The organism is Desulfobacter sp. (genome assembly GCF_050177295.1).
The window spans coordinates 1-5,270 of the sequence record NZ_JBFXHE010000310.1 but is presented as its reverse complement, the minus strand read 5'-3'; the positions used below and the strand labels follow the sequence as shown (position 1 = coordinate 5,270).

Here is a 5,270-nt window from a genome sequence, read left to right as displayed (position 1 = left end):
TCAATTAAACAGGCAGACGCGTTAACTCATATTCCGGATGGCAGCCCATTTGATGTGATTGTCGGCAACCCTCCCTACAGATCACTATCAAAGGATGAAGACAAAAAATTAAGGGAAACGTATGGCCACATCATGAGTTGGAATACCAACCTATATCCCATTTTTTTAGAGCGGTCACTGGGGCTCTTGAAAAAAGATGGCCTGTTGTCGGTTATCATCCCCACCAGCCTTTATACATCGAGAAATTATGAGAAAATGCGGCATCGAATCACGCAAACCGGCCATGTGTCCGGCATCACCTGGCTGGCCAACCGGAAGGGGGTTTTTCATGATGTTTTGCAGGAAATCAGTGTGATTACTCTTGCCTGCGGTCAACCTTCGCAAAAAGGAAAAATACTGGTGAGGTCTCTGCAAAAGGGGTTTAAATCCAATTTTTCCATTTATCTTTCGGCCAGGCAGGGGAAAGCGGCTTGGGCAATTCCGAAATCCCGGAAGCAGGCTGAGCTGCTGAGCGTGATCGAAAAGGGACCTTTTCGCATGGCAGATTACGGATACAAGGTTCGAATTGGGCATCTGGTATGGAACCGGGACTCCAGAAAGCGCTATGACAGGTACCCCAGTGGCGGAGAAGAAAAGGGCGTTTATCCAATTATCTGGCCCTTTCATATTACTTCAAAGGGTGAATTTTCTTTTTTACATCCTCAGAAAAATAAAAAAGAACGCTTCGTAAAGATGGGAAAGGGAGCCGGCGGTTTGGTTTTCGGACCAAGCATCGTTATGAAACGGACCCGGCCATCTGATTTTGATAATTTTTTACTGTGCTGCGCGGTACCTGAAACATTTATGGACAAGTATAGAGGGTTTGTGGGAGAAAATCACGTCATTATTCTGGAAAAACAACCAGATACCAATGCCCTTGAGCCGGCCCTGTTTTGCCGGGTGTTAAACAGTGAACCGGTTAACCTTGCCTACCGTTGTTTTTCCGGCACTATTTCGGTATCTCGATATGGTCTGGAAAATTTGCCGCTACCAGACCCCGTACGAGTTAAAAAGGGTCTTATCGACGGTTTGGATATCAATACGGCTGTATACCTAAGTTACAGGAATAGGATATGACGCGAAGATTTGGTTCCTCAAAAGGAATAGGCGGTCTCCCGGACAGTGAAATTGAAAAGCTGGAAAAGCTGCGCCAGGCAATTGGCAGCCAGCTCCGGCCCGCTGCCGGCGGTAAGCCGAAATCGGAGCAGGAAAATGATCCTGTAACCAACGGACGATTTTGTCAGAGAGCAAAAAAAGTACCGAAGCTTGATTTCAACATCCCTTTTCTGACATTGGACAGGAAACGACTTGATCTGTCACCAGTCTATATAGATCTTTCCGGAATGATAGCGACTGCAGCCTATAACACCAGTAGTCGTTTTGTCCTTTCCTGGCCCTCAGTCATGGAACATCCTTCTCTATCTATGGTGTTAACCACCCTTTCTTTTTACTCTTCTTACAACGGCCAAGAACTTCGTATTTTATATTGGCCGGCTAAAACCAACGCTATGGATTATCTGCGTGGGGTCTGTATTAATGCTCAATGGCTCAGGGGAATTGCCGCCCAAGTAGCCACTAAACGTAGCAAAAAAGGAACATCCGGCACCAGTGTAATCTTCCGGGAAAAAACATTAGCCTTGCTTCGTTTGGAAGATTTTATAGATGGTTCGGATACACCGCTATCACTGAACGAATATATTTCAGCCTATCATTATAAAAAAGACGGAACGTGGATACGCCGACCTGACGGGCTTCTGGAGTCAGTTGCTAAAGCCGTGTCTCAGAACAGAACCAAGGCAACAATTCGAGGGTACGCCGCCAAATTGGACCGGCCTGAAGCCGCAGTTGACAGTATCTTCTGTTTACATCCTGAGTTGGATCTCAATCAACTGAAGCATTCTCTGCAATCAGCTGTTTTTGATGTAAAGCAGGGTGGGATACCGCCAAACCTGGTTTTTTTAGATTTGCGGGCAGTCAATCGCTTTCAAACTGAAAAATGGTTTGAAAAATTACAGCATATTTTCCAGCATTTCCAGAGCAAAAGCCTTCACGCTCCTACTGGCATTTTGATTCTGCTTGATTCTCCTCTGGTTTATGAAAATCTTCGGCACCAGTTTGAAAGTTGGCATTTCCCGCAGGATGTTGCCCTTGAAAGATATCAACCCAAGTTTGCCGCCATAATGGATATAGACCGGTTTGGTTGGGTACCGCAAGGAGCACGGATTGTTTGCCCCCCAAAAGTGAAAGCCTCAGTATATCAGCAAGCCGGGCGACTCTTTCGGGTCCAGGTAACGGACCGCCAGACTGCTTTGCTGGTAAACCGGTTTCTGGATCTGGCCAAAGAAGTCCGTTGTTTCAGTGGCAGGGCAAATAAGGTCCTTTATGATGCTGCCAAAACTTTATCGGATATTTCCATGCTTCCCGGCGGAATGCAGGCCCTTGAAACCTGGTTGATAGAAAGATTGGAAGACAGCGAATGGAAAAAGTCCGGCTATGCCATGGAAAATGGCGTGATTTGGAAGAAAAAAGCCATTGCGCTTGATAACCTCATGAATGAAGGAGAGTTAGGCAATTTTTACGGGACCGCAAAAAATTTGCTGAACGAAGCGGATGAATACATCCGGGGAATTCAAAAATCCACCCCTGCAGGAAAAGCCTTGGAAGCAGCCTTGGAAAAATCGTTAAAAAGTGGGGAACAGGGGCCTGCTTCTTTGATGGTAGTTGTTGACAGGCAGCATCATTTTTACCTTGCACAGAGAATGATTTCAGAGCGTTTTGGAACGCAAAACAAGATACAGGTTTGTCTTACACGGGAATTATCCACTTTAAAAATTGACAGCGCGACGTCGCTGATCTGCTTATTTTCCAATCATACTTCGATTCGCTATCTTTTTATGTTGCAACAAGCCCCCCGAAGTGGCTGGATCATTATCGGCTACAGCAGAGCAAACAAACTTATGGAGTTGCTGAATGTGTTACTCAAAATATCTGAGTACAAAAAATTTCATCCCCTGGCAGAACGATTGATCAGTCAGCTAAAAAAGTGCATGGTTGATATAGCAATTCCTTCAGTGTCCGGCGAATCTATTGATTTGGACGAAAGCTTACCAGATACAGGCATGTTTGATTCTTTCTCATCAGTTAATGGAGCACCTCGTGATAAAGTTATTGTTCGATTTGCAACACATCCCCCGGAAGTATTTTCTCCGCGGTCTGCTGTTTTCCTTTTGGACAGGGATAGCTCGTGGGGATATCGATCTGAAGTTGCCATGAATCTTGAAAAAGGCGATATCCTGTTGGTTCTTCCCAAGTCGGTTAAAGATCAGATAATGGAACGGCTGGAAGCGGTATATTCAGACAAAAGTATTGAAGCCAAGAATCATGTACGTGGCTATCAGGAATCAGTTAGAAAACGGTTGGAAATTGAAAAACAGGAGAACAACGGAACCTGTTCGCCAAAAAAAATCAGCCAAAAAATAAACGAGCAGACAAACCCTCAAAATCCCGTAAAACCTAGTAACGTCCGCTACTGGATTGGGTTTGAAGACTCAGAACCATCTGACATGACAACCCTGGTTCCCCATGCCCCTAAAACATGGGAACATTTTAAAGCGTTTTCCATATATCTTGGCTTACCTGAATTCCTGGCCAGAAAAGTGTTTGTGTATATTCGTATGGTAAGAAGATTTAACCGAAAAGAAGGCAGGCAAAGCAAAAAAGAGGCCCTGGCCATTCTGACAGACGAATATTCCTATCATGACAGCGAAATCTATCCGGCTGATTTTATTCAGGAGATAAGAAATCAGGCCCAAAGGCACAGCTTTCAGATACAACAGGTTTTTAAACCAAAATTGTCGGAAAATGATATCAGGGACATATACTTAGGATGAGTATATTGACAATAAGATGAAATGATCAGGGAAAGAAGACTTGCAAACAGGAGGATAAAATGGAGCGGCCTGTTCTATCCGTCACAAGGGCGTGCAGCCCGGGAAAGATTTCTCAAAATATTAAAGAAGCGGTTGCACAAAGTCTTCTGAACGATGTGTATAGAAGAGTTTCCGGTGACGGAGATTATGGTGCTATCGTTATTGGCGAAAAACCTTCCGATTATTTCAGCTCCGGTTTTTTGGTGGCATTGAACCCTGAGGCAGATACCGATGGGGTGGATCGGATCGAGGACCTGGAGAGTTCACCGATCCGAATCGGGGCAACCGGCATGGATATCGGTATCAAATCCGATCTTAACGACATGGTGCGTTTCAAAGCGTTCTTTTCTTTGTATATGCGGGTTCTGCCCACTTCAGAAGATTTGAGAAAGGACCGGCATCCGGTTAAATTTGCACTGGCCGCAAATGTGCGTAAATCCATAAATGAAGAAATAAGAAACCAATGTCAGGCTGAAAAGCAAAATTACAACCTGCAAACAGCAAAAGGCAGGGAATCCTGGAAGAAAAAAGAAACAGAAATTCGAAAGGATATTAATAAAAGCTACGGGATTGACTGGGAGCCGGTAGAGGCAATTCCGGCTGATGAAGAAGATGCTGAGCAAGAAATAAATCACCCCGAAGAAACTATAGGCATTGATATCTTTACCATATCCCCCGGCGATCGCCCCATGGCAAAAGATGATTTGTTTGCTTCAACGGCTCCGGTTTCCAAATGGATACGGATCAATGTGGCAACCCCTGAAGTTACATTTTATCCAAATGATACCAAAGAGGCCATTCAAGAAATCGTCAAGCGGGCCAATGATGAATTGGCAGTGGTTGTTCGGCAGGCGATAAATCAGTGGCTGGAGAGCGATGATTCAACTACCGGCGGCAGATATTGGGCGTTTCCTAAAAAACAGACATTTACACCCAGTGAAATTCGAGGGTGGAAACAAACTCTGCAAAGGATACGTCAGAAGACACTTTCTATGCCTTTGGAACAGAAAAAAAGCAAAATTGCGCTGCCATTAAAGCATCTGGATATCAGATGGGCTGTTGAGATTCAGGACGATTGGAGCGACCCTAAGCGAAAAAGTCTTCATGTGGCCCTTGAAAACTGGTCGAAACTTCCCCAAAAGGATTATCTGGAGACGGAGCAGTCGATATTCCAGTGTAAAATTACCGGCATTGTTCCTGAACCTCTTCATTATCCAATGAAACAGGAGCGTATAAAACCATCCAACCGTTATAATAATTACCTTGAGTATCCGGCACTGGGGTTCAACAGTGGAATCAACT

The 5,270-nt window shown here is 44.7% G+C and carries 3 protein-coding genes; all 3 read left to right on the top strand.

What is annotated here, in order from left to right; genetic code table 11:
• Positions 1 to 1,116 (top strand): Eco57I restriction-modification methylase domain-containing protein (locus tag AB7U36_RS17635; RefSeq protein ID WP_428160991.1); only part of this gene is annotated, 1,116 nt, incomplete at its 5' end.
• Positions 1,113 to 3,929 carry a hypothetical protein gene (locus AB7U36_RS17630; protein WP_428160990.1) on the top strand — a complete coding sequence of 939 codons (2,817 nt, stop codon included), beginning with the start codon at positions 1,113 to 1,115 and terminating at the stop codon, positions 3,927 to 3,929. The genes AB7U36_RS17635 and AB7U36_RS17630, both read left to right, overlap by 4 nt.
• 59 nt (positions 3,930 to 3,988) lie before the next feature.
• A partial coding sequence (locus tag AB7U36_RS17625; RefSeq protein ID WP_428160989.1) for a hypothetical protein occupies positions 3,989 to 5,270 on the top strand: 1,282 nt, incomplete at its 3' end.